Genomic DNA, 25,854 nt, shown 5'->3' with positions numbered 1-25,854 from the left:
GGTCTTTCTCCTCTTAATCGAGCGGCGCGTAGCCGTGCTCTTGGGCCCAGATGAACCAGTTATCCACGACCGTGCCGGTCAGCAGGATGCCGATGCCGCCCGTTAGCGTCGTCAGCACCGCAAACCACCAGGCCCAGCGGTGAATACCTTCCATCGTGGCGTTAAAGCCCATGGTCCAGCGCCAGAAGAGTGCTGCACGTTCTGAGGCCGTGCCGCGGTCCACGATCTGTTCAATCTCACGTTCACCGCCGAAACGGCTGACTGCCAGGATCGTGGCACCATGCATCGCAAACAGCAGTGCGGAGCCATACAGGAACACAATCGAAAGTGCGTGGAACGGGTTGTAGAACAGGTTGCCATAGGTCAGCGAAAACAGGTTCGTCCAATCCAGGTGCGGGAAGATCCCGTAAGGCACCGCTTCTTCCCACGATCCCATGAGGATCGGTCGGAACAGACCCAGCACAAGGAACAGCCAGATCGCAGAGGCAAAAGCCCAGCTCACATGTTTGCCCATCCCCAGCTCTTCGGCCCGCAGATAGGTGCGGATCCACCAGGAAATAACGGAGACGAGTAAGAAGAACGAGGCGATCAGCCACCACCCCCCGTCATCCAGCGGGGCAAAGCCCAACCCGTAATCTGAGGACGGCGGTTCAAGCGCCAGCCAGAACAGATCGCGGAAGAACAGCCCAGGCGAATAATCCACCTGCCACCAGAAGTTCATGCCCACGATAAAGAACCAGGCAAACCCCGTCGCCATCGACACCAGCCCAAAGGGCCCAAGGTAGATCGGCCCAAGCTGTGCGTTGCCGAACCAGCCCAACAGGGTCTGAATGCTCGCCCCTTTGGTGCGTTCGCGGTCCAGCCGGCCCTCAGGATCGACCCCCATTTCCGGAGGTCCAGCAACCTGAACTTGGGTAAAGATATTTTGATATTCAGCCATGTCTCAACCCTTCCTTAAAGATCCGCCCACCAGGGCAATAATGCGTACCAATCCCACCATGCGCTCCATTGGTCGAACCAGATGGTGCCTGAGATCACGATACAGATCGCACTCCACAGACCCGCGTTCAGCGCCAGCAAAAGGCCCAGACGGTGGATGCCCAACGGCCCGATGGAATAGCCAATCAGATCGCGGAAATAGGTGTCTTCGTGATCCGGTGTGACGATGTGGTTTTCCTTGCCACCCGTGTTCACCGCCGACAGCACCAAGGAGCCATGCAGCGCCAGCGCCAGACAGTTGGTGAAGAAGAACGTGATCGCCACCATATGCGCCGGGTTGTAGTGGAAGTTGCCATAGGCATAGCCCACGTTGTTCACCCAATCGAGGTGGCTGAAGATCCCGTATGGGAAGCCATGCCCCCAAGCGCCCATCAGCACAGGCCGGATGATCACCAGCGTGACATAGGCCAGGATCGCGATGCTAAAGGCAAAGGGCACATGAAAGCCCATGCCCAATTTGCGGCAGATCTCCACCTCTCTGAGCGCCCAACTGACAAAGGCCAGCGTCGCGCACATGGTGATGATTTGCCAAAGCCCCCCTCGGCCAGTGGCGCCATACCCAGGCCCACCTCCAAGCTGGGCGGATCAATAGAGATCAGCCAGGGGTTCCAAGTGTCGCCAAGGGCGGCACCGTAAAAGATCAGTATCGTGCCGAGTGCGGCAAAAAAGAACGTCGTGACGCCGAAAAATCCGACGTAGAACGGCCCCACCCAGAAGTCGAACAGATCGCCACCTACCAATGTCCCGCCTCGGACCCGGTATTTTCTCTCGAAGCTGAGCTGTGCCATCTTCTTTCTCCTTTTGCGCCAAAGGCCAGGTCCCTGCGGGCCGCAAGATGCGCGTGAATAACGTATGGTTGCTGCGGGCGGGAGGCTGCCCCGCCCGCGGCTTTGTCTTAGGAGCTGAGCTTACTCACCTGCGCCAAAGGCCAGGTTGAACCAGTTCGTCTCTGGATTGCTGAGCAGGACGAGGTGAATCATCGCTGCCAACAAAAAGAGGAACACGCCCTGCGCCACGAATACGCGGCGGGGGTCAAAGATCAGCCAGATTTTGTAAAACTGTGCCATGTCTCAGATCCTCTCAATTACCAGGCGAACCAAGGCAGTTTGAAGTACGTCAGCAAATGGGCGACAACAGCCACGATTGCGAAAATCGTGAAGCCGCTCATATAGACCGAGTGCAGTTCCTGCGCTTGCTCGTCTGTCAGACCTGTGAAGGACAGGTCATTTTTATCAGCCATGTTTTTCTCCTTACGAAAAAAAGTGCCGACGCCGCGCACCCCCCGCGGCCGGGTTACGACAGGGGCTCATCCCCTGCCCTAATCCACCACCCCGGGGGGAGTGGCGAACCTCTTTTCCGGGGAGGCTCCCGGGATCTGATACCTCACGCAGAAAAGATGCGTGGGGTGATGATGCGGGCCTGAGACCACGCCGCCTTGATGGGACCGCGCTCTGGCAGCTCCATCCGGCGGGCGGTGCTCAACACCCAAGTCAACAAGGCCAGTGGCAAAGTGGCCGTGAAGATGATGGCGAAATATACGTAGTACTCTCGCATGGGCGGGCCGCTCTTGGTGCGGCTGGCCTGTGTCTGTGCGGTATCGGTCGTCATGTCTGTCATGATTTTGCGCCTCCCGTCGCAGGTTGCAGCCCCTCAACAGTCTCCAGCACCACGCGTTCGTCACCTGCATCCAATGCGCGCTTTTCAGCGGCATCGCGTAGGGTCTTGGCGGCGGAAATCCGTGTCAGGATCGGATGGCTGGCGACAATCTCGTCCAGCTTGGCCTGGGCATCCGCATCCCAGGGGAAATCCCGCCTAAGCGGGGTTGGTGTTGCCGGGGCCGCGTCCATCTCAGACCCCAGTGGCAAAATGTGAAACAGCGCATCAAAAAGCCCGTTACACACTTCTTGCACAAGATAGGTGGCCCCGGCATAGCCCATGAAAGGCGTGCCCGTGGCGCGCCGGATGGCCGCGCCTGGGAAAGAGGCCGGGATAAAGGCCGGTGCCGGGCCAAAGCCCGATTTCATCTCAGCCAGATACATCTTTTCATTGATGGAGCCCAACACGATCAGCGGCCGGGTGTTGTGCACCAGATGGCGCACCTGATCATTGTCGGTCTTTTTGCCGCGCGTCCGCGCCACCGCAAAGGCACAGGGCAGCCCCAAATCATTTTCCAGGAAATTCCGAACGCCGCGGGCATAGGTCTCGTTCGCGACAATCCCGAAAGACGCGGTGGCAAAGAAATCCTGCGTCACCGAACGCCACAAATCCCATACCGGCTTGATCGTCGAATGTTTCTCCTGCGCAATGAAAGGCTCAGGATCCAGTTCCAAAAGCTCCCCCAATTTGCGCAGGAACTTCGTGGTGCTTTCCACCCCAACCGGGGCCTGAAGATAAGGCTTGCCCAGAACTTCGGCCAACCCGCGCCCGAACTCACGGTACATGCAGACGTTCACATCGGCATTCACCAGGTTGCGCATCTCACCCACATGAGACCCAAGCGGCATCACCATGTTCACATCCGCACCGATGCCTTCGATCAAACGGCGGATCTCAGCCAGATCAGAGGGCATGTTGAACGTGCCATACATCGGCCCCAGGATATTCACCCGTGGCTTGGCACCTTCTTCGCGCTTTTTCTCTTTAGGCATCCGCCCCTTGGTCATACCAAATTCGGTAAAGACCCAGGTCATCGCCCGGTCCGCCGCTTCCCACTGATCCTCATCAATGGTGCGCGGCAGGAACCGCTGAATGTTGGTGCCCTGCGGCGTCACGCCACCGCCGATCATCTCAGCGATTGAGCCAGTGACCACCACCGCAGGCAAAGCCGGATCCAGCACATCCCAGGCGCGTTTCATCGCGTCCTCTGTGCCCGCACCCATCTCGCCTTCGCCCAGACCCGTCACCACAATCGGCAGCTCATGCGGCGGCAGCGCATCGGTGTAATGCAGCACTGAGGTCACCGGCAGGTTTTCACACCCCACCGGGCCATCAATCACACATTGCAATCCTTTGACGGCACAAAAGGCATAAACAGCCCCCCAATACCCCCCGGCGCGGTCATGATCTTGGATCAGCATGGCGCACCTCCGCCCGCTTCATCTTTCCAATACACCTCATCCGCACGCACCAAGCCACACAAACGCCCGCGTTTCATGCCGTAGGGTGCGCATTCATGCGCACCAAACATATGGTCCTGCACAAACATCAAATCATCCGCGCGGCTTCCGCCGCCCGTGCTTGTTTTTCCAACTTCTTGAGGTTCTGCGCCCGGAATTGCGGCTGCACATTTGGCGCGCCTTCCCAGACCCCAGCGGTGTCGCCGTGACCCACACCCTCAAAGAAGGCTTTCATCTTGCCCATCCGGTCCTTGTTGCCGATGGCCGCATTGATGACCTGCGCCAAGGATCCCGCCCCGGCGACACCCATCAAGGGACGCGCAGAGATCAGGTTAGTGAAATAAAGCGACGGGATGCCCAGCTCTTTGCCCTTTTGCACCACAGGCGTGGTGCCGATGGCCAGGTCCGGCTTGATGGCTTCCACCGCCGCACAGTCGTCTTCCAGCGACGCGCGGTACTGGATCTTGACCCCTTTGGCCTCAAGCCAGGCGGCATCATCTGCCGACCAGGGTGTCTTGGGACAGGCGGTGCCGACGTAGGGCACGTTTGCGCCGCTTTCAATCAACAAGCGCGCCACCAGCAGTTCCGATCCTTCATAGCCTGAAAGCGTGATCGTCCCCTCAATGGGCGTGGCCGCAAGGGCTCCTTTGATCGCGGGCAGCACAGCATTCTGCGCCTCAGCCACTTTGTCCGCTGACAGGCCAAAGGCATCGCCGATAGCCGCCAGCCAGCTTGCGGTCCCGTCATGGCCCACAGGGGCTGAACCGATGACGGGCCGCCCTGCCGCCTCAAATTCGCGCACGCTTGCGGTATAAAACGGATGGATCGCTGCCACCGCACCGCAATCCAATGCTGCATAAAGCTCACGCCACTCCCGGCATGGCACCACGGGGCCTGCGGCCAATCCAAGCGGGGCCAGCATCTGACCAATCATCATCGGATCAGCGGGGAACATCTCACCCAGCAGGCTCACGGTCGGACGGTCGGATTTCCCGCTGTCAGGCATCGCAACGGGACCGGCTTCAATTTCACGCCGGGCGTAATTCAGCATGGCACCGGCCAGTACATCCTTGGCCTCCGCATGGGTCGGAATGCCAAAGCCGGGCACATCAATGCCCACAATCCGCACGCCGTCGATCTCATCCGGCAACAACCGCAACGGCACGCCAGAGGCCGTGGGCACACAGAGGTTGGTGACCACCACCGCGTCCAGTTTCTCAGGATCGGCAATGTCATGCACCGCTTCGCGGATGTCTTCAAAAAGCTTGCCGGTCACCAGGGTTTCTGAGTTGAACGGCACATAACCAACCGACCGCCGCGCGCCATAGAAATGCGACACAAAGGTCAGCCCGTACACGCAGCAGGCCGATCCTGACAGGATCGTCGCGGTGCGCTTCATCCGTAGGCCCACGCGCAATGAGCCGAAAGCCGGGCACATGGACTGCGGCTTGTCATGGGGGCCTTGGGGGTAATCCTTGGCGAATTGGTCCAAAAGCTCAGACTGGCCCGCCGCCCGCGCGGCAGCCTCCATCGTGGCGCCGGAGTGGCAGCCCAGACCGTCCTGAGGAATCGGCGCATCGCGCCCCTCAATCTCGGTCCCGGTTTCCACCTCTACGGCTTCGGCATCGTCATATTTGACGGGTCCATTCATGCTTTGGCACCTGCTGCGGCTTCATCCAGCGCGCCTTGCAGATCAATCTCGCGGCCCTCAGCCGCAATGTCGCTACAACGTTTGTCCGCATCCGCCCCCAGAGCGGTCTTGATGCGGCCCACATCCACCTCTTTCAGCGCGCTCTCCAGCGCATCGCTCAGCTCAGGCTTCGTCATAGATCACCTCAAGGCTGGCTTTCGGTGCCGCGTTCTTGCCGCGCATGTCGGTGTCTGTTGCAGGTTCCAGAACCACATTGCCGCCAGTTTCCGAGGCATCAAAGAGCCCCAGCAGACCGTCTTGGTCCAGCGGCGTTGGGCGCACCGGCGGCGCTTCGGCCACGTTCATCCCCAGCTCAGCAAACAGCCCACCCCACTGCGTGGAGGCAGATCCGACAATCTGATAGTTCGCGGATTTCTTGCGCAGGTCATCGTCCTGCGGAATGCTCGCCAGTACCGGAATGCCCGCCGCATCGGCAAAGGCCTGCGCCTCGCCCGAGCCATCGTCCTTGTTGATCACCAGGCCCGCAACACCCACGTTGCCGCCCAGCTTGCGGAAATACTCCACCGCCGAACAGACGTTGTTGGCCACATAAAGTGACTGCAGATCGTTCGACCCGACCAAGATCACCTTCTGCGCCATGTCCCGCGCAATCGGCAGACCAAAGCCGCCACAGACCACATCGCCCAAGAAGTCGAGCAAGACGTAATCAAAGTCCCAATCGTGAAAGCCCAACTTTTCCAAGAGCTCAAACCCGTGGATGATCCCGCGTCCGCCACAGCCCCGGCCCACTTCTGGCCCGCCCAGCTCCATCGCGAAGACACCGCCACGTTTGAAACAGACATCGCCGATCTGCACTTCTTCGCCCGCCAGCTTCTTGCGGGTGGAAGTTTCAATGATCGTTGGGCACGCCTTGCCGCCAAACAACAGGCTGGTCGTATCAGACTTTGGATCACAGCCGATCAGCAGCACACGTTTGCCCTGCTCAGCCATCATGTGGCTGAGGTTGGCCAGCGTGAAGGATTTGCCAATCCCGCCCTTGCCATAAATTGCGATGATCTGCGTTTTGGACTTTGGCTCTTCCGCGATGATGTCGGCCAGATCTTCATTGGCCTCATCCCGCAAACGCTGGTCAAAGTCTTTGATGGTCCCGCCATCCTTCAGGTTGGGAATGTCGAGTGTCATGCGTGACCTTTCCAGTCGAGGATCATTTTCAGACAGTTCCCGTCAGAGAAGGCTGTCTCATAGGCGGTGGTCGCATCCGCGGCCTTGGCCCGGTGCGTGATCAAACCGCCCAAGCTCAGCGCGCCGCATTCCACCAGGGCGCGGGTGGCCATCAGGTCATCCCGTGTCCATTCAGCGGCAACCCGGAACCGTGCCTCTTTCATAAAGGCAGGGGGGAAGGCGAATTGGATCGGCTGGGCGTAAAAGCCGGCCAGCACAATCTCACCGCCCTTAACGATGCGACCAATCAGATCGCCCAACACCTCCACCGAACCGGAGGCGTCATAAACAGATGTGTAGTCGCGGCGCGGATCGGCATCGGGGTGCAACACTTCATAACCATCGGCCCCCGCCGCGCGGCTGGGGTCAATCTCCCACACCGTGGGAGCTGGCGCGCCAGCAGCAATTGTCAGACGGGCCAGCAACCGGCCCAAGACACCGTGACCCACAATCAGGTCCGGCACCGCTTTGCCAGGGCCCGCCATCGCGTGGCGCGCGGTTGCGGCCAGCGCAAGCAAAGCGCCCTCAGCCTCAAGACCTGGATCAATCCGTGTCACCCGCTCCGCATCGCTGACCAGCAATGAGGCCGCGCCGCCGAACAGGCCAAAGGCCCCGTCAAAGCAATTGGCCCCCGGCACAAACACACGGTCACCCGGTTTGTACCCCGTGGCCGGTGCTGCTTCGACAACTTCGCCCGCGGCCTCATAGCCCGGCACAAGCGGATATCCCATGCCCGGAAAGGGCGGCATCTCACCTGTCCAAAGAAGTTTCTCCGTGCCCGTTGAGATGCCAGAGTGCGTCACCTCAATCACCAGATCACCCGCCGCAGGCGGGGTCACGCTCAGCCGATCCAGGCCAAGGTCACGCGGTCCGTTCAAGATGACAGCGGTGGTGAGCAACAGTTTCCCCTTTGGACTTAACCGGTGACGCAAGCCTGTCAGAGACTCGGTACACCGTCCTTTTCTATATGTAAGTTAAACCTGACACTTTTTTCTGTCAACGCGATTAGACATTTATCTGTGTCCTTTCGTCGCAACAACGCAGGAGGTGATGAAAGAACGGCGCACAGGCATCTTCTTGATCTCGCGAAAACCTGCCGACCGGCAAAGCGTGATGATCTCATCCGCGCTGCGCGCCTTTCCGGTGCCCATGGCCAAGGTGTAGAGCGCAAAATACGCATCCCCCGGCCTGTTAGGCCTATCCCCACCGCTCATCGGTTCTGAGATAATCAGCCGCCCTCCCTCAGGCAGCGCGTCATAGGCAGAGGCCAAAAGTGCGGCCACCGTTTCATCGGCGTGATCATAAAGCACCCGAATGAGCGAAATCGCATCCGCCCCCGCGGGCACGCCATCTGTGCGGAAGGAACCTGACCGAATCTCTGTGCGCTCAGACAGCTTTTCCTGGGCAAAGCGGGCCGTGGCATGCGGGGCCACGGCGGGCAGATCAAACAACGTCAGCTTTATGTCCGCATAGCGCCGCCCGACCTCAGCCAGGAAAGCGCCTGTGCCACCGCCCACATCCATCAGGTGCCGCACACCTTTTAGGCTGACGGTATCCAGCGTGTCATCTGCCACCAAAAGCTGGCTCTGCGCCATCAGGTCCGAATAGGTCTCAGCCACCTGCGGGTCGACATCGCCCCCAAAGACATAGGGCCAAAATCCGGCCAATTCGGGATCTGTCTCCCCGGAAGAATGCCACTGGATCGGCCAGATCCCGGTAGAGCACATCATGATGCCGGATCATCTCTTGCAACCCCGGCACGCCCACCAGCGCGGCACCACGTTGCGTCAGCGCAAAACGCCCGCCACGTTTCGCCTTGACCAACCCCAGCGACACCGCCGCGCGCATCAGCACCTGCATCCGCGCCTCTGGCACGGCGGTCTGTCCCGCCAGCGTCCGCAAGGCCAACGGCCCCGCCATCAGCTTTTGCGGCACGTCCAACGCCACCAACGCCATCAAGACCTGCGAATGGCAAAACCCCGCCAAAAGATCAAAAAGCGCCTCACCCTCCTTGCGCACGAAGGGCCGCGTCAGCGGGAACCGGGCAGCCCATTTCTGAAACCCCCGGCTGGCCACCAACCCGGAAAATGAAAACCCACGTCGCGGCGGGCTTATGGGTGACAGCGGAACGTCAGCCATTATTCGCCCGGCACATGCCGCTGCGCGGCGCGCCACTTAATGGGGGTCAGCACCTCAGCCTGTGCGGTCACCAGCTTGGCCAGCATCGCCTCGCCGGGGCATTTCGGGATGGAGGCGATCGCGCCCGTCAAAATCTCACGCATATGAGCAATCGCGCCTTCGATGCCAAATTCGGTCACCGCATTTGGCCGCCCATGCAGATCATCCTGCCCCACCGGCTTGCCCAAGGTCTCTTCGTCATAAAGCGCATCGCGCAAATCATCCGCGACCTGAAACGCCTCGCCAATGCGTGCGCCCAGCTCTTCCCAAGGCTCCGCATCCTCGCCCGAGGCAACAGCGCCCATCTGCGTCGCCGCCATAAAGAGCGCCCCAGTCTTGGCCCGATGATAGGCCCGCAGATCGACCTCTTCTTCGCTTTCCCACCCCTGACCGGCACAAATCCCATTGGGCATGCCAGACCGGTTCGCCAGGATCGCAATCAATTTGCCCGCCAGCACCGGCTCTTTCACCGCCGCCCGCGCCAGAACCTCAAACGCCATGATGATCAAACTGTCACCTGTGAGCACAGCCAGCGGTTCGCCAAAGGCCTTGTGTACCGCCGGTTTACCGCGCCGCATGTCCGCATCATCAAAGCAAGGCAGGTCATCATGCACCAGCGATGCACAATGGATCAGCTCCAACGCGGCCGCCGCTGCATTGGCCACCTCAGGGTGTTTGTCGCCGCAGGCCCCTGCCACGGACATCAGGATAGAAGGCCTGATCCGCGCGCCCCCCGGCGTCACCGTATAATGCAAGGCTGAGGCAAGTCTGCCCGGCGATGGGGCCGCCTGCCCGTGCCGAATGGCTTCGGAAATAGCGGTGTCTATACGCGTGGCAATATCCATGACGACTCTCCTGACAGGTCCCATGTAGTCTATTGCTGACATTCTACGTGTCAACTAAACTAGACAAATGGAATTCTAGAACTGTCCAGAAAACGTGACGGACCACCGCCCGCATATCGCCATCGTCGGCGCTGGCGTGGGCGGTTTGGCCGCCGCCATGCGGCTGGCCCACATCGGGGCCAAGGTTACCGTCTTTGATCGTCACGCGGCACCGGGGGGCAAAATGCGCACGGTGCCATCGGTCGCAGGGCCGGTGGATGCAGGCCCTACCGTGCTGACCATGAAGACGGTGTTTGAGGATCTCTTCACCAGCACAGGCAGCCCGCTGTCCAACCATGTCACGCTGAGGAGCGAACATATCCTTGCGCGGCACTTTTGGCGCGATGGCACGGTCTTTGACATCACAGCGGACCGGCAAGAAACGATGGCGAATGTGGCGCAGGCCTTTGGGCTGACCTCAGCGCAAGAGTTTCAGGCCTTCACCACCCGCGCCGCCACGCTCTTTGACGCCTTTGACGCCCCAATGATGCAAACGGCGCAGCCCTTTTTGTTGACCCTGATCACCCAAGTGATGCGCAACCCCCGGCTGATCCCCCAGATGGACAGCCACCGCACGCTGGCGCAAAGCCTGGCCAAGCAATTCTCTGATCCCCGCCTGGCGCAGCTCTTTGGCCGCTATGCCACCTATGTGGGCGGCTCGCCCTATGCCTCCCCTGCCCTGCTCAGCCTGATTTCTCATGCTGAGGCGCAGGGCGTTTGGTATGTTGAAGGGGGGATGCACCAATTGGCCCAGGCCATGGCCACCCGCGCGGCGGCCCTTGGCGCCAAGATCCATCTAAACACCCACGTCCGGCGCATTGAAATGCAACAAGGCCGCCCCGCGGCAATAGAAACCGACGGCGACCGTCATCCCATTGACGCCGTGCTCTTTAACGGCGACCCGCGCGCTTTGCGCGAAGGGCTGATGGGGGACGGCGCCCGTCTGGCCGTAACCCACAAAGCCACCGACCCCCGCAGCCTATCGGCCTATGTCCACAGCTTTGCCGCCGAACCCAGTGGCCCGGCCCTTGCCGGTCACAACGTGTTTTTCTGCGCCAACCCGCGTGATGAATTCGATCCCATCGCACGCGGCGAACGGCCTGAGGACGCCACCCTTTATATCTGCGCCCAAGACCGCTTTGGCGGCCAGCAGCCCAGCGGCCCAGAGCGCTTTGAGATCATCATGAACGCCGCACCCACCAGCGATGCGACCCCGCTTTCCCAAGAGGAGCAAGAACAATGTCATTCAGCGACCCTCAGACGTCTGGCCCACTTCGGTCTGCACTTCAGTCCGCGCCCCAACGCCAGCAGTCTCACAATGCCCCAGCATTTCGCCCAGATGTTCCCGGCCAGCACCGGGTCGCTTTACGGGCGTTCCCCACATGGGATGATGGCAGCGTTTCAGCGCCCGACGGTACGCAGCAAGATACCGGGTCTTTACCTGGTGGGCGGGGGCGTGCATCCGGGAGCGGGGATCCCGATGGCGACACTCTGCGCACGGCACGCGGTCGATGCGATCATGATCGACCATTCTTTGACCTCACCGTCCCATCCACGGGATACGCCTGGTGGTACATCGATGGGGTCTCCGATTGCGGGACACGCGCCATCTCCATCATCGCCTTCATAGGCTCTGTTTTTTCGCCCTGGTATCACTGGTCAGGTCGGGGCAACCCGGCAAACCACTGCTGCATTAACGTGGCCACCTATGGCCGTGGCGGACGCTTTGCCATGACCGACAGGGGCACCGCGGCGCTACGCACCACCGATGATACGTTTACGGTGGGCCCCTCATCGCTGCATTGGACGGGCGACAAGCTGGTGATCGACATCAACGAAGTCTCCTCGTTGCCGCTGATTTCACGCATGCGGGGGCAGGTCACCGTGACCCCGGCAGCTGTCACAAACGTGGAGCTGCCCCTCACCCGTGATGGCGCCCATGTCTGGCGGCCCTTCGCCCCTGTGTCGCGCATCAATGTGAACCTGGAAGCCAAGGGCTGGCAGTTTGATGGGCACGGCTATTTCGATGCCAACTTTGGCACCCGACCCTTGGAGGCTGATTTCAGCTATTGGACCTGGGGCCGCTATCCCACCGCTGCAGGTGCCACCTGTTTTTACGACGCAACCCGCCGCGATGGCACCGCGTTGGAAGCGGCAGTGGCCTTTGCCGAAAACGGGGAAGCGCGCCCTATCGCAGCCCCACCCCGCACAACTTTCAAACGCACCCTTTGGGCGTTGCGCCGCGAAACCCGCGCTGATCCCGGCATCACGCCGCGCCAAACCAAGGCCATGCTGGACGCGCCGTTCTATTCCCGCTCCGTCGTGCAAACCCAGATCGCGGGCGAACGCACGCAGGGCGTTCATGAGGCGCTGGATCTTAACCGCTACGCCAATCCGCTTTTGAAACCGATGCTGGCCGTGCGTGTGCCCCGGCGCGCCCATTGGACGTTTTAACCGGCCGCTTGGGCGCTATCGCTAGTCAAGCTCTGCGGGTTTGAACGGCACCACATCCGGGTTCAGCCGTGCCACCGACAGGTTCAATGCCGCCGCAACGCTCACCCAAATCAGGTAAGGCACAAAGGCAAGCCCAGCCCAGGTGTCCAGTTGGAAATGGGTGATCACACATCCCGCAACCGACGCCCAAAGGGGGATCATCACCAAAAGCGCGCCTTTCATGCGGCGCAGGCCGAAAAACACAGGCGTCCACAGGGTGGAAAACCCCGCCTGCATCGCCCAAAACGCCATCGCATAGGCATTACCGTCAAGCACGGCCACACGCGCACCAGCAAATGAGATCAGCAGATAGATAGATGTCCAGGCCAGGGGGAACACCCAGTCGGGTGGTGTCCAGCTGGGTTTGGCCAAGGTCTCATACCATTTGCCAGGTGGGAAAACGGCCCCCGTTGTGGCCGCAGCACCGCACGTCAGAATGAAAAGACCAAACAACAGAAAGTCCATGACCGCTCCTTACGCGGCTTACTCTGCCGCCATCTGTGAAGGCTGATCCCGTTCAAGATCAGCCAGCATATCCAACAACGCAGCCGTCCGGCCCGCAGCCCTGTCTCCGGACCTAGCAGCATCAACCAGAAAGGCCACCTCTGGCAGCGGTGCGGCAAAAAGAACTGGCGATTGTGGCATGACCAAAGTGCCCGCTGCGCGCAGGCCCGATTGCACCACCCAACCCAGTTTCTGCCGCTTTGAGGTATGCGCCCGGCGCGTGACGCTGTCATAGCCGTTGCGTTTAATCTGAGTGCCAATGCCCGCATAGACCAGGCGTGCCGCAAAAATGCCGGTGCGCGCCGAAAGCGGCAGGCGGGAAATCCCAGCCTCAGAACGGATATAGAGACGGTGCGCCTCGGCCAGAAGCCGGCGCACCATGCGTTGTGTCTCAGCCAGGGCCACTTCTTGCGCCAGGAACGCATCGGTTTCGATCCCGGCGTCCTCCAGCCAATCTGTCGGCAGATAAAGCCGCCCCGCGCGCGCATCCTCACCCACATCGCGGGCGATGTTTGTCAGCTGCATCGCCACACCAAGATCACAGGCGCGGGCCAGCGCATCCGCATCGCGCACCCGCATCAGGACACACATCATTGCCCCCACAGCCGAGGCCACGCGCGCCGAATAGGCCCGCACGTCCGACAATGTGGCATAGCGTTGCCCGGCCGCGTCCCGGGCCAGACCCTCCAACAACGCCTCAGGCAGGGCCTTGGGCATGTCAAACTCTTCGATGATCGCCGCAAAGGCGCGGTCTTCGGGCGCATTCTGGGGCCGCCCGGCATAGGCCGCATCCAACCTGTCCCGCAGCGCCAGCACCGCGCGCGCCTTATGCGTGCCCTCATCCACCTCATCATCCGCCAACCGGCAGAAAGCATAAAGCGCCAGCGCCGGTTCACGCACCGCAGCAGGCAGCAGCTTGGACGCGGTGTGAAACGACAATGATCCGGTGCGAATCGCTTCGCGGCAATGCGCCATATCCTGAGGTGCAATCATTCCGCGGCCAGCCTTTGTTCATCCAGCACGCGCGGCAGATCCGGCACCAGCTTGCCCAGCACTTCCGCACTTGAAACAACGCCCGGCAACCCCGCCCCGGGGTGTGTGCCAGCGCCCACCAGAAACAGGCCCTTGGCCTCTTCGCTGACGTTATGGGGCCGAAACCACGCCGATTGCAGGATGCGCGGCTCAAACGAAAAGCCTGCCCCATGCGGGCTTAGGTAACGGTCGCGGAATGTCTCAGGCGTGAACACCAGCTCGGTGCTGATCTTGTCGCGGAAACCGGGCATGACAGTTTCCAGAACCTGCGCCACCTTTTCACGGTACACCGGTTCTTCGGCGCGCCAGTCCACCGCCTTTTTCCATCCCAGATGCGGCACAGGTGACAACACATAGAATGTATCATCCCCCTCAGGTGCTGCCGTAGGATCGGTTTCAGAGGGGCGGTGGATATAAAGGCTCATGTCATCTGACAGCACACCTTTCATGAAGATGTCCTTCAGCAGCCCCTTGAACCGCGGCCCGTTCAGAATGGTGTGATGGCCCAGATCAGGCCACATCTTGCGCGTGCCTTTTGTGCCGAAATACCAGACATAAAGCCCCATAGACCAACGCATCCGCCGCAGCTTGCCCGAACTCCACCGCCGCCGCTTATGGTTGCGCAACAGCCGTTCATAGGTGTGGCCCGCATCCGCATTGCTGACCACCAAAGGCGCGTCCAGACGGGTACCATCGTTCAGTGTCACACCGGTTGCGGCACCTTTAGCCACGTGGATTTCATCCACTTCCGCATTGTGGCGCACCGCCCCACCTTGTGCGCGCACAACATCGGCCATTGCATCGGCAATCGCCTGCACGCCGCCCATGGCATAATGCACGCCATAGGTCTTCTCCAAATGTGCGACCAGCGCATACATTGAGGTCACATGGGTCGGATCGCCCCCAATAAAGAGCGGGTGAAACGACAAGGCCATGCGCAGCTTTTCGTGGCTAACCCGCGATGCCGCCAGGCCGTAGATAGAGCGATCCGCGCGCAGCAAACCAAAGGTGGGCAGAACTTTGATCGTCTCCCAGGCGCGGTGCATCGGCTTGGCCACCATGCCCTCAAACCCGACAACGTAGCGGCGATGCGAATCCTTCAAAAACCGGCGATACCCCGCCACATCCCTTGGATTGATCTTGGCCACTTCGGCTTCCATGCGGGTATCATCGCCGCTGGCCTCAAACACGGTGCCGTCCGGCCACCGCACCTTGTAAAAAGGATCGAGGCTTTTCAACGTGACGTCCCGGTGAAAATCGCGCCCGCAAGCGGCCCAGAGTTTTTCAAAGACATTGGGCACCGTGACAATCGTGGGGCCCAGATCAAACCGGTGGCCCGCCTGAGTGATCGAGGATCCGCGCCCGCCGGTTTCACCCAGCCGGTCCAGCACCGTTACATCATAGCCCTTGGCCCCCAGCCGCATCGCCGCGGCCAACCCACCAAGGCCTGCCCCAATAACGATGGCACGCCGATCTACACTGTCCGAGTCTCGATCTGTCATATTTCAAATCGTACAACTGTCCACTTTAATTTACAATCGTCTCCGCACTGCTCTTTCCAAATGACGGCTTTTGTGTAAATCTAAGCTGACAGCCGAAGGGACTCGGATACATTGACACAGGTGGTCAGCCTCAGCTTTTACCGCTTTGATGGCGTGATGGCCCGCGCATGGGCCTTTGCCATGATGGGACTTGCCCGTCCTGCCATGGCACGACTGCCTGATGTTCAGTTCTGGAAACTCTGCGGCTCTGGCGTCGGCGAAGGGTTCACGCCCATCCCGAACCTAGGCGTCTATGCCATCCTATGCACCTGGCCCAGCTTGCACGCCGCACAACACGCGCAGGCAGAGGCGCGCATTTTCAACCGCTACCGCGCGCGCGCCTCAGAACACTGGACCCTCTACATGAGCGCGGACAGCGTGCGTGGTGAATGGTCTGGCGTCGCACCGTTTCAAGCCCAGCAAACCGCCGCCCCCGGCCCACTGGCCGCATTGACACGCGCCACCATAAAACCCCGCATCCTGAGCCGCTTTTGGGGCCGGGTGCCCAATATTTCAGCCGTGATCGGCCAAGACCCCAATGTCGTCTTCAAAATCGGCATCGGAGAGGTGCCTTGGCTGCATCAGGTCACCTTTTCTATCTGGCCAGACGCCCAACGCATGGCCAACTTCGCCCGCACCGGCCCCCATGCCGAAGCCATTCGCGCCGTACGCGACGAAGGCTGGTTCCGCGAAGAACTCTACGCCCGCTTCACTCTGCTGCACGACGAAGGCAGCTGGGGCGGATCCTCCCCTCTCAAAGCACTGGAGGCCTCATGAAACAGCCGTTCCCATTCTCCGCCATCGTTGGCCAAGAGGACATGAAACGCGCCATGCTGCTCACCGCGATTGATCCCGCAATCGGCGGCGTGTTGGTCTTTGGCGACAGGGGCACTGGCAAATCCACCGCCGTGCGGGCGCTTGCCGCCCTCTTGCCCCCCATCAAGGCGGTGAAAGCCTGCCCCGTGAACAGCGAAAAATTCACCGGTTGCCCGCCCCGGGCCAATGTAACCAAAAAGGCCACGCATCACGTGCCCACGCCGGTTGTGGACCTGCCGCTTGGCGCATCAGAAGACCGCGTGACGGGTGCACTGGACATCGAAAAGGCTCTAACAAAGGGGCAAAAGGCGTTTCAGCCGGGCCTTTTGGCGGCGGCGAACCGGGGTTATCTTTATATTGATGAGGTCAACCTGCTTGAGGATCACATCGTGGATCTGCTGCTGGACGTCGCGCAATCGGGTGAGAACGTGATTGAACGCGAAGGCCTCTCCATCCGCCATGCCGCGCGTTTTGTTCTGGTGGGCTCGGGCAACCCCGAAGAGGGAGAGCTGCGACCCCAACTGCTGGACCGCTTTGGTCTGTCGGTTGATGTGGCCTCACCTACCGATATTGACGAACGGATTGAGGTGATCAAACGTCGCGACGCCTATGAAAGCGATCACACCGCCTTCATGCTGCGCTGGCACGCCGAAGACGCGTTGCTGCGCACGCAAATCCTTGCCGCGCGCAAGCGTTTGGCCCGGCTCAAAACCCCAGAAGACAGCCTGCGCGACGTGGCTGAGCTGTGCATCAAGCTTGGCTCTGACGGTCTGCGCGGCGAACTTACCCTGCTCAAGGCCGCGCGTGCACATGCAGCCTTTGTCGGCGACACCACGCTCACCCGCACCCATATCCGCGATGTGGCGCCCTTGGCCCTGCGCCACCGCCTGCGCCGCGATCCTTTGGATGAGGCCGGATCAGGCAGCCGCGTGGCCCGCGTCGTCGAAGACGTGCTGGGATGACACCCCGGGGCCGCGCAACAACGGCCCTGAGGCTGCTCAAGCTGGATCCAGACGGATTGGGCGGTATCCTGCTGCACGCCCGCTCAGGCCCCGCCAGAGACGCCTTTCTGCGGCTCCTGGGGGCAAAGGCACCCGGTTGCACCCCAATATGACCGAAGACGCGCTTTCAGGCGGCATTGACGTCTCACAAAGCCTTGCCGAAGGCACGCTGGTGCATCAACGCGGGCTGCTGGAAGGCGTGGACCAGCAATTCATCCTGCCCATGGCCGAACGCACACCGCCTCTCATGGCCGCTCAGCTTGCCCGCGCGCTGGACGGGCGCCGCGGACTGCGCCTGATTGCGCTGGATGAACATGGGGAGGATGAGGTCCCTGCCCCCGGCGCTTTGCAAGAACGGCTGGCGTTTCATGTCTCCTTCGACGGCCTTGGCCTGCATGATATCGATGTGGAAAATCAACCCAAGGTTGCATATCGGCTGCCCCAAGACGTGATCATCACCGACGCAGCGATCAACGATCTGACCGCCCTCGCAGTCTCTCTGGGCATCACCAGCCTGCGCGCCCCTGCCCTTGCACTGAATGCAGCACGCGCGCATGCCGCCCTACATGGCCGCCGGACCGTGGCTGAGGCGGATATCCACGCCGCCGCTGAACTGGTGCTTGCCCCCCGCGCCACCCAGTTCCCGCAAGAGCATCAGGAACCACCACCACCACCGCCCCCTGACGGCCAGCCGGATGACACGCAATCCAGCTCGCAAAGCACAACGTTGCCAGACGAAATCCTGCTGGAAGCAATTGAAACCGCCCTGCCCACCGATCTGCTGCACAAAACAGGCTCTAATAAGGCGAAAACGGCAGGCAATGGTGCCGGACAGAAGCGTGTCGGGAACCGGCGGGGACGCCCCCTGCCCGCGCGCGGTGCGGCCTCTGGCGCGGCCCGCGTTGACCTAATCGCTACCCTGCGCGCGGCTGTGCCCTGGCAACCGCTCCGCAGGCGAAGCCAACCAGACCGCCAAGGCCCGATCATTCACCCCACCGACCTGCGCCACAAACGCTATGAAGAACTGTCCGACCGCCTGCTGATCTTTGCCGTTGATGCCTCAGGCTCCGCCGCTCTGGCCCGCCTGGCAGAGGCGAAAGGCGCAGTGGAACTGCTCTTGGCCGAAGCCTATGCCCGGCGTGATCACGTCGCGCTGATCTCATTCCGGGGCGAAGATGCCGAAGTGCTTTTGCCCCCCACACGGTCACTGGTGCAAACCAAACGCCGCCTGGCGGCTTTGCCCGGTGGCGGCGGCACCCCGCTGGCATCGGGTCTGAGGCACGGGTTAGAGACTGCACTCCAAGCCGAACGCAAGGGGATGAGCCCCGTTCTGATCCTGCTCACCGATGGGCGCAGCAACATCGCGCTGGATGGCAGCGCGGACCGCGCACAAGCCGCCGCTGACGCCACGGATATGGCCCACCACATCGCCCGCGCAGGCATCGACAGCATCGTCATCGACACCAGCCGCCGCCCGGAGCGCGCGTTGCGCGACCTCTCTGTGTCCCTGCGGGGACGCTATGTCTCACTTCCGCGTGCGAATGCGCATACGCTTTCAGAGACAGTCAGCGCGGCGCTGCGCGATTAGCATGGATTGGGCGCAGCACGGCAGCACCTGGCCCCACGCGGCCCAGTCCCGTTTCGTGATGTGCAAACCGCACCATTGGCATGTGCAAGAGATGGGCGCAGGCCCGCTTGTGCTGTTGATCCACGGTGCGGGCGGGGCCACGCAAAGCTGGCGCCATCTGATGCCGCTCTTGGCCCAAAGCCACCGTGTGATCGCGATGGATCTGCCGGGACAGGGCTTTACCCGCAGCGGCGCGCAGGGGCGGATGGGGTTGCAGCCCATGGCCCAAGACCTGCGCAAGCTCTGCGCCGATCAGGGCTGGCAGCCAGCGCTGCTGATCGGTCACTCCGCGGGTGCTGCCATCGCACTTGAGATGGCCGCAGACCTTTCCCCTGCCCCGCCGGTCATTGGGCTGAATGCCGCGCTTGGGAATTTCAAAGGGCTGGCTGGTCTGCTCTTTCCGCTGATGGCCAAGGCGCTTGCGATGACGCCCTGGGTGGCGCGGATGTTCACCGCCTCCACCGCGCGGCCCCAGTCCGTCACACGGTTGATTGAGGGCACGGGATCAAGCCTGAGCCCCGAGGACATGCAATGGTATCGCGCCCTGGTCAGCGATGCCGCACATGTGGACGGCACCCTGGCGATGATGGCGCAGTGGGATCTGAACCCCCTGCTGCACGCCCTGCCCCAACACCCTTCGGAAACCTTGCTGATTACCGGTGACCGGGACAAGGCCGTGCCCCCCAGCACCTCAACCCAAGTGGCTGCAAAAATGCCCCAGGCACAGCATTTGTCCCTGCCGGGACTGGGCCATTTGGCCCATGAAGAGGATGCGCAAAGAGTGATGGACGCCATGGCGGACTTTTTTCGCGAACCACCCTTAAACATCTGAAATAAAACAAAATAACGCATGTGTCCCCGCGGGGACACTTTTTCTGGCGGCGATTTGACGCCTCATTTGCACAGATCAGCCCCCTTAAAGCAAAAGCGCCGGCCCCCATCAGGACCGGCGCTTTGATGCCACGAAAGTGGGCGCGGCTTAATCGTCCAACGCCGCCAGGAACGCCTCCACCGCGTCCTCCAGCCGCTTACGCTCCATCCCGCTAAAATCGCGGTCCAGGCGCAGCTCAACCCGTCCGTCGGACACGGTGCACTTCGCGTCCCCGCCGGGACGCTCCACCCGAAAGGTTGTCTTGGCCAAACGCGGGCGACCGATCTTGACCTTCTCCTTTTTGGAGACCTCAAACTCGGACACGAACTGGGCCATCAAGGCCTGCTCTTGCTCCGGGCTGCGCGCCGCTTTGCCGGACAACAGACGGACCAACATCTCTTTCGCGTCCTGGTGTTCCTCAAGCCGTTTGACCACCTCAAGCCCGAGCGACCGGGGAATGGTATCGACATGCTGAATGTGCCCCTCTGCCGCCGTCAGCAGCCGCACAAAATGTTTGATGTAGTTTCGTTTCTGCCGGCCAGAGGCCGCAAAGAGCAAAGCGACCGCATGGTCATAGCCTTCGACCTCCGGCGCCTGGTGACGGTAGTTGATCGCCAACTGCGCCATCTCTCCGAAAGACACGCCGCGCCGCACAAGGTTTTCATCCACCATGCGGCGGTAGAGCCGCAGCAGGTTTTCACCCTTGGCATTGATCCCCGCGGGGATGGTGGCAAATGCCTCATCCCCGGTGTCCTCATAAAGCTCCTGATAGGCGGTGAAGCGGCGGAAACCCTGGATCAGCTCATAGGTGTCGCCCACCTGCTCCACCCGGATGGGGTTGGACAGGCCAATCTCTTGGATCGAGGTCTTGAGCTCATCAATCTCATCATCGCGGCCCGGCGCACGGTCACGGGTCAGCTTGTCTGTGCGGATCTCTGACAGCGGGATCAAATCGGTGATCAGCCCCGCCTTTTTCAGGCGCACATGTTCATGGGCCAAGGCATCGTTTTCCGCGCGGATCGCCGCCTCGGCCGCCTGTCGCTCGGTGAGCGCCTCGGCGTTCTCGGTGATGGCCGCGGCCATCGGCCCGCGCCGCTCTGTCCCCGCGGGGACGTTTGGCTCAGGCGTGACCTCAGCGTCGTCAAAGTTGATGTCGAAGACGCGTTTTTTCTTGCTCATGTTCTATCCTCCAACGTGTCCCAGGCGGTGATCAGATGGCCTTTGAATTCATCATAAGCCTGATCAAAAGACGCCCGCGCCCGGCGCCAAGTTTCGCGTGTCATATCGCGGTAGTCTGTCTCATAGATGGAGCTTAAGAACCGCCCCGATTGCTCCACCGCGCGGGTCATTTCGATCGGGTGTTCGGCCAGTCTGTCACCAAAGACCTTGCCGAAAGCTGACTGCATCGCGCGGTGCAGCTCATTGTTGCTTTCAAACCGGGTGAGCAGGAAACGCACATCGGCGAAAACCTTAGGGAGCGTCAGCGTCCCGCCGGGGACAGCGCCGCCAAAGCGTTCCAGATCCTCCAGCGCCTCAGACAGCTGACCGATAAAGGAAGTGGTCGAATCGTATTCCCAATAGCCGGGCCCAGACGGGATATAGAGCACATCCGCCGCAAAGACCGCGTTCATGGATTGATAGCCGATGGCAGGCGGGCAATCGAAGAGGATGAGGTCATAGGCGTCATCCGGCAGGCTATCGAGGTAGCGAGAGACCGCGGCAAAGAACGACCACTCAGGGTTCAGGTGCCGGTATTGGGCCGAAGCAAATTCAACAAAGGCCGCGTTGGCGCAAGAGGGCAGGGCGTCAATCGTGGGCCAATTGGTGGGCTTAATAAAGTCCGTGACGCGCAGATCGTGCAGCCCCATTTCGGTGATCGAACTGGGCAGCTTGCGTTGGGGCAGGGCAGCACCACTTTCCGCGCCGCGCGTGGCGGCATTCATCCGCTCCGTCTCGCGGATGAGGTCGCGGGCCATGACGCCCCAGACGGTGTATTCCTCGCTCACATCATTGAGCCCCATGGAATGGCTGAGCGTGGCTTGCGGGTCAAAATCCACCACCAACACGCGGTAGCCATCCAAGGCCGCGGCATGGGCAAAGTGCAGTGCCACGGTGGATTTACCGGCACCCCCTTTGAAGTTGGCAATCGCCGCGCGCATCGCGCGCTTGCCTGCGGGGCGGTGGGGCATCAGGCTCTTGCGGTTGATCTTGAGCCGGCGGCGCAGCTCATTGATCTCTTCCAAGCTGTACCAATGCTGGCGGCCGTCCTCCTCCGTCTGGCCCTGGGGCAGGGAGGGGTCTGCCGCCAGCCGTCCCCGCAGGGTCGATTGATTAACCTTAAAGATCAGCTCCGCCACCTCCCAGCTGGAAAAGCGGCGCAGGGTCTTTTCGTTCTCAGGGGAAAAGGTCTGCTGACGGATGAATCCTTGCATCTTGAGCGATTGTGCCTGCAACGCTGCAAGATCTTGATGGGTGAACATGGTAACTGCCTCTATTCTCACGTTATTCGCCATGTGTCCCCGCGGGGACAGGGGTGTGGAGCGGTTTTGCATAGAAACAGGACGCTAATTCCGCACACTTTCCGATTTACGCTGATTTTGCGAAAAAAGTAAATCACGTTATTATGCGAATACACCATATATAGTTGGCCCAAAGCGAATCGCTCTGCTCCTTGACCCCACCACCAAACAGACCGTCCCAAGGGGGACAGGTTTGAAAAGATCAGAGACGAATAGGGGACAAAAGAGTCTAACTAGGGGACAGACTGTATGTCACCCTATACCTATTTAACCTGATTTCTTTCTTTTGATTTGGGAAAGCGACACCCACAAGATCAGCTAAGCCTTGACAGAATCGAACGTTTGGACGCAAATCAGACAAGCTTCCTGAAAAGCGTTGCCTTTCACTGGAAGCAGTTAATCGAACCAAAGAGTTCGGGACACGAGGCATAGCAACTATTTTCCGGTTGCGCATGGATAGGGCAGGGACATGCTCCAGACAAAGCTGGCAGGGCCGGGAGCTGCTGCACGCAAATATGATATTATCACAGCGCTTGGGGCACATGCCCTGTCGCTGGGCAAACATGACCAACGTCTGGTCTTGCGGCTGATCACACTTCTCACCGCGCGTTACAACTGGGGCCGCGATGAGCTGTCGATGGGCCAGCGCGAAATTGCGCGGCTGTGGTCTTGCAATGAACGCACCGTCAAACGCGAACTTGCGAAGTTACGCGGCCTCGGCTGGCTGGTGGTCAAAAAACAAGGCGCGCGGGGACGGGTGACCACTTACGGCCTCGATGTGGAACGCCTTCTGGATAGCACCAAGGCAATTTGGCCTGAGGTCGGCCCCGACTTTGCGCTGCGCCTGGAAGGGGCACCCGCTGAGACGGTTGTGCCTTTCCCGGTCAAAGGTATCGTCACAGCCCCAACCGTGGATGAGGCCACAGAATGGGGGCTGGCCCGCGCGGTGCTCTATGCTGAGGACCAGGGCCGCTATGGGGCTTGGATTGAAGCCTTGGTGCGCGAAGGCAGGGCAGGGGGGCGGCTGACGCTGCGGGCCCCCAGCCGGTTTCATGCAGCCTACGTCCAAACCCATCTGGACGCGGTGCTCCTGAGGGCCTGTCAGGCGGTCGACGGCGATGTCAGCACGCTGGAGATCATCGGCTAGGGCAAAGGACCTTAATCCCCACGCAAACCACAAGCAGCCCCCGAAGAAGTCAAAGCGCACCGCCGCGCTTCATCTTTCCACTAAAACTCAAAAGCAACCTGGCCGCACCCACCACATCAGCGAGGGGCAAGTACCCTAGCTTCCCCGCACGGTATCAATCATCAACTGCACGTTTTCTGGGTCCGCATCCGGCGTGATGCCGTGGCCCAGATTAAAGATATGCGGCCCGTCTGAGAACGCCTCAACGATTGCGCGGGTTTCTGACACCAGTGCATCGCCCCCTGTGACCATGTGGGAGGATTTGAGGTTGCCCTGCACACAGCCGCCGGTTTGCACGTTCTGCGCCGCCCAGGGGGCCGTCACGCCGTCGTCCAGGGCGATGCAGTCAGCCCCCGTGGCCGCATGTGCGCCGACATAGCGTTCACCCGCACCACGTGGGAAGGCGATGACGGGAATGCCGGGGTGCAAGGCTTTGATCTCGGCCGTGATGCGCTGCATCGGTTTGAGAGAAAAGTCATCAAAATCAGCGCCTTGAAGCGAGCCTGCCCAAGAATCGAAGATCTTGACCACCTCTGCCCCGGCTTTGATCTGTTCGGACAGGTAAAGAACCGTGGCCTCTGTCACGCGGTCGATGATGGCCTCAAACACCGCACGGTTCTCGGATTTGAGCGTATGAGCAGGCCCTTGGTCTGGCGTGCCGCGCCCAGCGATCATGTAGGTGGCGACGGTCCAGGGGGCACCGGCGAAACCGATAAGCGTGGTTTCATCGGGCAGTCCGTTGGACAGGATCTTGACCGTTTCATAGACGGGGTTCAGCGTGTCATGCACCGCCTCGGCGGGTTTCAGGGCGTCCACATCGGCCTTTGAGCCCAGTGTGGACAGCCGTGGGCCTTCGCCGGTGACAAACCACAGGTCCATGCCAAGCGCTTGGGGAATGAGCAGGATATCGGCAAACAGAATGGCCGCGTCAAAGCCGTAGCGCCGGATCGGCTGAAAGGTAACTTCGGCGGCCAGATCGGGGTTGTAGCACAGCGACAGGAAATCGCCGGCCTCGGCACGGGTGGCCTTGTATTCAGGCAAATATCGCCCGGCCTGGCGCATCATCCAAATCGGTGGGGTCGGCAGCGTTTCCCCCGCGAGGGCCCGCAGGATTGTCTTGTCTTGGCGCATTGGTCTTTCCTGGCTACGGTCTTTGTCGCATCATGATAGGTAAACTGACGTGATACAAGAGTTGTCAGGCGAAGTTTACAGGGGTACGTAAAGGTATGACACTGAATCTACCCACCCCGCAGAACCCTTTGAACATCGGCACCCGTGGGTCGCCCCTTGCTTTGGCCCAGGCCTATGAAACGCGGGAGCGGCTGGCGAAGGCGTTTGACCTGCCGTTTGAGGCCTTTGAAATCTGCGTGATCAAAACCACCGGCGACAAGGTGCTGGACCGCCCGTTGAAAGAGATCGGCGGCAAGGGTCTTTTCACCCGCGAGATTGAGGACGACATGCTGGCCGGCAAGATCGACATCGCGGTGCATTCGATGAAAGACATGCCGACGATCCAGCCAGAGGGGCTGTTGTTGGATACCTATTTGCCGCGCGAGGATGTGCGCGATGCGTTCATCTCACCGCGTGCGTCAGGCCTGGGTGAGCTGGCGGCGGGCACGGTTGTGGGCACATCAAGCCTGCGGCGCCGGGCGCAGCTGAAACTGCGGCGGCCCGATCTGGAGGTGGTTGAGTTTCGCGGCAATCTGCAGACCCGGCTAAAAAAGCTGGAGGATGGCGTGGCCGAAGCCACCTTCCTGGCGATGGCGGGGTTGAACCGTTTGGGCATGGATGAGGTGCCCAAAACCGCGATTGAGACGGAGACGATGCTGCCTGCGGTGGCCCAGGGTGCCATCGGGATTGAGCGGCGCGCGGATGACAGCCGCATGGCCGAAATGCTGGAGGCGATACATGATGGCCCGACAGGCCAGCGCCTGGCGGCTGAACGGGCGTTCCTGGCCGCACTGGATGGGTCGTGTGAAACGCCGATTGCGGGTCTGGCTGAGCTTGACGGCGGCGACATCTGGCTGCGCGGTGAGGTTCTGCGCCCCGACGGCTCTGAGGTGATTGAGGACGCGGTGCGTTGCCCGATTGAGGATGGCGCCGCTGCTGGCACCGAGATGGCGGGCAAGATGCTGGCTGCGGCTGGCGATGGCTTTTTTGAGTGGCGCAGCTGAGGGCGGGGCAGAGATGCCTTGTTGTTCCTTCTGAGATAATC

Annotated in this window: 24 protein-coding genes and 2 pseudogenes; 8 read left to right on the top strand and 18 right to left on the bottom strand. The window is 61.0% G+C overall.

All coding sequences use genetic code 11. The annotated features are described in order from the left end of the window. Positions 1 to 13: 13 nt before the first annotated feature. From pufM to ACZ1HM_RS00490, 12 genes and pseudogenes are all read right to left on the bottom strand, one after another. Positions 14 to 940 (bottom strand): photosynthetic reaction center subunit M, encoded by a 927-nt coding sequence (gene pufM, locus ACZ1HM_RS00545; RefSeq protein ID WP_472740500.1) that lies wholly within the window; start codon positions 938 to 940, stop codon positions 14 to 16. Positions 941 to 954: 14 nt separating this feature from the next. Then, positions 955 to 1,787: pseudogene (gene pufL / locus ACZ1HM_RS00540) on the bottom strand (photosynthetic reaction center subunit L). A 120-nt stretch (positions 1,788 to 1,907) separates the two neighbouring features. Further along, positions 1,908 to 2,066 (bottom strand): light-harvesting antenna LH1, alpha subunit, encoded by a 159-nt coding sequence (gene pufA, locus ACZ1HM_RS00535; protein WP_164355052.1) that lies wholly within the window; start codon positions 2,064 to 2,066, stop codon positions 1,908 to 1,910. Between the two features lie 17 nt (positions 2,067 to 2,083). Further along, positions 2,084 to 2,239 carry a light-harvesting antenna LH1, beta subunit gene (gene pufB, locus ACZ1HM_RS00530; protein WP_472740498.1) on the bottom strand — a complete coding sequence of 52 codons (156 nt, stop codon included), beginning with the start codon at positions 2,237 to 2,239 and terminating at the stop codon, positions 2,084 to 2,086. Between the two features lie 143 nt (positions 2,240 to 2,382). Then, a complete protein-coding gene (pufQ, locus tag ACZ1HM_RS00525; RefSeq protein ID WP_472740496.1) occupies positions 2,383 to 2,616 on the bottom strand; it encodes a cytochrome PufQ in 234 nt (77 codons plus the stop codon). Continuing rightward, on the bottom strand, positions 2,613 to 4,076 hold the full coding sequence (gene bchZ, locus ACZ1HM_RS00520; protein ID WP_472740494.1) for a chlorophyllide a reductase subunit Z: 1,464 nt from the start codon (positions 4,074 to 4,076) through the stop codon (positions 2,613 to 2,615). Before bchZ ends, pufQ begins: the two co-directional genes overlap by 4 nt. Positions 4,077 to 4,203: 127 nt before the next feature. Continuing rightward, the gene (gene bchY, locus ACZ1HM_RS00515) at positions 4,204 to 5,766 is read right to left on the bottom strand and encodes a chlorophyllide a reductase subunit Y (RefSeq protein ID WP_472740492.1); all 1,563 of its coding nucleotides are present in this window, start codon (positions 5,764 to 5,766) and stop codon (positions 4,204 to 4,206) included. Beyond that, positions 5,763 to 5,942, bottom strand: coding sequence for a hypothetical protein (locus ACZ1HM_RS00510; RefSeq protein WP_472740490.1), 180 nt, complete (start codon positions 5,940 to 5,942; stop codon positions 5,763 to 5,765). Before ACZ1HM_RS00510 ends, bchY begins: the two co-directional genes overlap by 4 nt. Further along, positions 5,929 to 6,948 (bottom strand): chlorophyllide a reductase iron protein subunit X, encoded by a 1,020-nt coding sequence (locus tag ACZ1HM_RS00505; RefSeq protein WP_472740488.1) that lies wholly within the window; start codon positions 6,946 to 6,948, stop codon positions 5,929 to 5,931. The genes ACZ1HM_RS00510 and ACZ1HM_RS00505 overlap by 14 nt, the downstream gene beginning before the upstream one ends. Beyond that, complete coding sequence (gene bchC / locus ACZ1HM_RS00500) at positions 6,945 to 7,886, bottom strand: chlorophyll synthesis pathway protein BchC (RefSeq protein ID WP_472740486.1); 942 nt, start codon at positions 7,884 to 7,886, stop codon at positions 6,945 to 6,947. Before bchC ends, ACZ1HM_RS00505 begins: the two co-directional genes overlap by 4 nt. Positions 7,887 to 8,000: 114 nt before the next feature. Then, positions 8,001 to 9,126 (bottom strand): annotated as a pseudogene (locus tag ACZ1HM_RS00495) (methyltransferase). Next, positions 9,126 to 10,010 (bottom strand): polyprenyl synthetase family protein, encoded by an 885-nt coding sequence (locus tag ACZ1HM_RS00490; protein ID WP_472740484.1) that lies wholly within the window; start codon positions 10,008 to 10,010, stop codon positions 9,126 to 9,128. Before ACZ1HM_RS00490 ends, ACZ1HM_RS00495 begins: the two are co-directional and overlap by 1 nt. A gap of 94 nt (positions 10,011 to 10,104) precedes the next feature. Between ACZ1HM_RS00490 and crtD the strand changes: the two genes are divergently transcribed. Together crtD and crtC are read left to right on the top strand one after the other, a co-directional pair. Next, positions 10,105 to 11,679: a 1-hydroxycarotenoid 3,4-desaturase CrtD gene (crtD, locus tag ACZ1HM_RS00485; protein ID WP_472740482.1), complete on the top strand. Its 1,575-nt coding sequence runs from the start codon at positions 10,105 to 10,107 to the stop codon at positions 11,677 to 11,679. Further along, positions 11,664 to 12,503, top strand: a complete 840-nt coding sequence (crtC, locus tag ACZ1HM_RS00480) for a carotenoid 1,2-hydratase (protein WP_472740533.1) — start codon at positions 11,664 to 11,666, stop codon at positions 12,501 to 12,503. Before crtD ends, crtC begins: the two co-directional genes overlap by 16 nt. Before the next feature lie 21 nt (positions 12,504 to 12,524). Here the strand turns inward: crtC and tspO are convergent, their stop codons facing one another. Genes tspO through ACZ1HM_RS00465 form a run of 3 tightly spaced genes read right to left on the bottom strand, consistent with a single transcriptional unit; the run spans position 12,525 to position 15,580 of the window. After that, positions 12,525 to 13,007: a tryptophan-rich sensory protein TspO gene (gene tspO / locus ACZ1HM_RS00475; protein ID WP_472740480.1), complete on the bottom strand. Its 483-nt coding sequence runs from the start codon at positions 13,005 to 13,007 to the stop codon at positions 12,525 to 12,527. A gap of 18 nt (positions 13,008 to 13,025) precedes the next feature. Next, positions 13,026 to 14,039: a 15-cis-phytoene synthase gene (crtB, locus tag ACZ1HM_RS00470; RefSeq protein WP_472740478.1), complete on the bottom strand. Its 1,014-nt coding sequence runs from the start codon at positions 14,037 to 14,039 to the stop codon at positions 13,026 to 13,028. Beyond that, on the bottom strand, positions 14,036 to 15,580 hold the full coding sequence (locus ACZ1HM_RS00465; RefSeq protein WP_472740476.1) for a phytoene desaturase: 1,545 nt from the start codon (positions 15,578 to 15,580) through the stop codon (positions 14,036 to 14,038). The genes crtB and ACZ1HM_RS00465 overlap by 4 nt, the downstream gene beginning before the upstream one ends. Positions 15,581 to 15,691: 111 nt before the next feature. On the opposite strand from ACZ1HM_RS00465, the gene crtA reads away from it, so the two are divergent. The 4 genes from crtA (at position 15,692) to bchO (ending at position 19,895) form a co-directional block, all read left to right on the top strand. Then, positions 15,692 to 16,396, top strand: coding sequence for a spheroidene monooxygenase (gene crtA, locus ACZ1HM_RS00460; RefSeq protein ID WP_472740474.1), 705 nt, complete (start codon positions 15,692 to 15,694; stop codon positions 16,394 to 16,396). Further along, positions 16,393 to 17,397 carry a magnesium chelatase ATPase subunit I gene (gene bchI, locus ACZ1HM_RS00455; protein WP_472740472.1) on the top strand — a complete coding sequence of 335 codons (1,005 nt, stop codon included), beginning with the start codon at positions 16,393 to 16,395 and terminating at the stop codon, positions 17,395 to 17,397. The genes crtA and bchI overlap by 4 nt, the downstream gene beginning before the upstream one ends. 148 nt (positions 17,398 to 17,545) lie before the next feature. Next, positions 17,546 to 19,024 carry a VWA domain-containing protein gene (locus tag ACZ1HM_RS00450; RefSeq protein ID WP_472740470.1) on the top strand — a complete coding sequence of 493 codons (1,479 nt, stop codon included), beginning with the start codon at positions 17,546 to 17,548 and terminating at the stop codon, positions 19,022 to 19,024. 1 nt (position 19,025) lies between these two features. Continuing rightward, complete coding sequence (bchO, locus tag ACZ1HM_RS00445) at positions 19,026 to 19,895, top strand: alpha/beta fold hydrolase BchO (protein ID WP_472740468.1); 870 nt, start codon at positions 19,026 to 19,028, stop codon at positions 19,893 to 19,895. A gap of 147 nt (positions 19,896 to 20,042) precedes the next feature. Here bchO and ACZ1HM_RS00440 read toward each other — a convergent pair whose 3' ends face one another. Together ACZ1HM_RS00440 and ACZ1HM_RS00435 are read right to left on the bottom strand one after the other, a co-directional pair. Continuing rightward, positions 20,043 to 21,113 carry a ParB N-terminal domain-containing protein gene (locus ACZ1HM_RS00440; RefSeq protein WP_472740466.1) on the bottom strand — a complete coding sequence of 357 codons (1,071 nt, stop codon included), beginning with the start codon at positions 21,111 to 21,113 and terminating at the stop codon, positions 20,043 to 20,045. Further along, on the bottom strand, positions 21,110 to 22,414 hold the full coding sequence (locus tag ACZ1HM_RS00435) for an AAA family ATPase (protein ID WP_472740464.1): 1,305 nt from the start codon (positions 22,412 to 22,414) through the stop codon (positions 21,110 to 21,112). Before ACZ1HM_RS00435 ends, ACZ1HM_RS00440 begins: the two co-directional genes overlap by 4 nt. Positions 22,415 to 22,922: 508 nt before the next feature. On the opposite strand from ACZ1HM_RS00435, the gene ACZ1HM_RS00430 reads away from it, so the two are divergent. After that, the gene (locus tag ACZ1HM_RS00430; RefSeq protein ID WP_472740462.1) at positions 22,923 to 23,600 is read left to right on the top strand and encodes a hypothetical protein; all 678 of its coding nucleotides are present in this window, start codon (positions 22,923 to 22,925) and stop codon (positions 23,598 to 23,600) included. A gap of 135 nt (positions 23,601 to 23,735) precedes the next feature. On the opposite strand, the gene hemE is transcribed toward ACZ1HM_RS00430, so the two are convergent. Further along, positions 23,736 to 24,770 carry a uroporphyrinogen decarboxylase gene (gene hemE / locus ACZ1HM_RS00425; RefSeq protein WP_472740460.1) on the bottom strand — a complete coding sequence of 345 codons (1,035 nt, stop codon included), beginning with the start codon at positions 24,768 to 24,770 and terminating at the stop codon, positions 23,736 to 23,738. A gap of 95 nt (positions 24,771 to 24,865) precedes the next feature. Here hemE and hemC point away from each other — a divergent pair, with 95 nt between their 5' ends. Next, positions 24,866 to 25,813, top strand: a complete 948-nt coding sequence (gene hemC / locus ACZ1HM_RS00420) for a hydroxymethylbilane synthase (protein ID WP_472740458.1) — start codon at positions 24,866 to 24,868, stop codon at positions 25,811 to 25,813. The last annotated feature ends 41 nt before the right edge of the window (positions 25,814 to 25,854 follow it).

The sequence above is a fragment of the Sulfitobacter sp. GN1-4 genome (assembly GCF_055693825.1).
This window is presented reverse-complemented; position numbering and strand designations above follow the sequence as displayed.